Consider the following 1816-nt stretch of genomic DNA (forward strand, 5'->3'; position numbering starts at 1 on the left):
TAGTGGCCGTTACGAGCTTCCTCGCGGTGTTCGCACTAAAACAGCGCGAGAGTCCCGCCGTTCACGCCGGGGAGGATGTCATAATTGAGTGCAACTGCACGGTCGACCCACACTTTGTATCTTATACGCCGCTGTTATCCGTTTCACGTCAATCAGTCCCGGATTGTTTCGTACCCGGTGGGACGGATGACTCTCTCAATTGGCTCTCGTTTTCGATCTGGGAAGCGAGTAGCTAGAACCCCCCGCTATTCATCAAATCGAGAGACTACAAGGTGGTTTTAACACAGCCACAAGACTATACATACGTTAGTCTACGTCCAAATGTGAATCGACGGAGGTTCTTGGCGACAACGGGTGTCGCCGCGAGTGGACTTCTCTCGGGATGTCTATCGATGTTCCCGTTATTGGACTCGGACACGCCCTTGCCGGACGATCCGACAGGCGCGTGGACACAGTACGGAGCCAACGGGGCGAATACGTTCGCGGCGAACGTCTCCGCTCCGTCGCAGGGGAACCTGGCATGGACGTCGGACGCGTTCACGCGGTGGCGGCCTGCAGTTTCCGATGGGACGGTATACACGACGAACTTCGATCCCAGTAATGACGGAAGTGCGATCGCCCTTGATGCACAGGACGGCACTGAACAGTGGCGGACTACCCTCGACGCCAGCGGGGACAACGTCACTGTCGTTGTCGACGATCGTTGCGTCGTGGCGTACGATGAGGAACTCGTTGCGCTTGATTCCCAAACTGGCGAGCAGATCTGGACGGAATCGATAAACGAGGTTGAACAGCTCGTCGCGGACGAGGCCACCGGGACGGTGCTGGTTGCTTCCGACAGGGGTATCGAGGCGTTTCGGGCAGCGGACGGGGAGAGGCGCTGGGAAACGAACACGGTACGTCACCTCGTCCATACGCCTGTAGTATACGACGGGCGCGTGTTCGCTGTCGGGGACGTGGATGGATCGCCGTCACTCGCTGCCTTCTCGCTAGCGGATGGCTCGGACCGCTGGCAAAGCGAGCTCACGGCCACACCCGAATCTGCCGCGCCCGTTGCGACGCAGGATGGAGTGATCGTCTCCGACGACCGTACGCTCGTCGTTCACGACAGGGAAACCGGGGACCAGCGCCGTGAACTCGGCTCGTTCGGTGAGGACGACGATGTCGTTCCTCACACGGTGGCTGTTGACGACGGGACTGTATTCGTGACCAGTTCATACGGTGCCGTCGCAGTCGACAGCGAAACCGGAACGGTACGATGGCACCGCGACACACCGGTATACAAACCGGGAATTTGCCTCGGAACGGATACGATCATCTTCCCAGTCAGTACCCCCGAATTTGCCCCTGACAAGAAGACGATCAGTGCGTTCGATCGCGGATCAGGAGAGATGCGGTGGTACTACGGGTTCGATCCAGGGTTCCACCATGAGGTGACTTCACCACCGGTATTGGTTGATGGAGCTGTATTCTTCACAGCTACCGACATTGACGGTCTCGGTGTCTTAGGCGACGTTCCTGAACGGGATAGCTAGTCTTAGCGCTGTCCTCTCTTCCGATCAAGTCGTTGCCTTGGCATCTGAACAAGCCAAAGAACGTCGCTATCGAGATGTGATACGTTCTGAACCAGCTCCGGTCAGTACAGTCAGTCTCCTGACTGTTGATTCCTATCTGTTTGAAATATCGCAATGAAAACCAGCAAAAGTGTTCCAAGTACGACCGCACTTCCGATCATACGAGCGGCAGTTGATATTGCCGTTTCATACCCTCGAATCGCAATAGCAATATCACCAAGCGTTGCGACTCCGAGCCCGAA

Annotated in this window: 1 protein-coding gene; it reads left to right on the forward strand. The window is 56.8% G+C overall.

Translation table 11 applies throughout. The features are described from left to right. Positions 1-422: 422 nt before the first annotated feature. On the forward strand, positions 423-1535 hold the full coding sequence (locus BLV25_RS16575; RefSeq protein WP_256335789.1) for an outer membrane protein assembly factor BamB family protein: 1113 nt from the start codon (positions 423-425) through the stop codon (positions 1533-1535). Positions 1536-1816 lie beyond the last annotated feature (281 nt).

Source organism: Halopenitus persicus (assembly GCF_900107205.1).
Lineage (GTDB): Archaea > Halobacteriota > Halobacteria > Halobacteriales > Haloferacaceae > Halopenitus > Halopenitus persicus.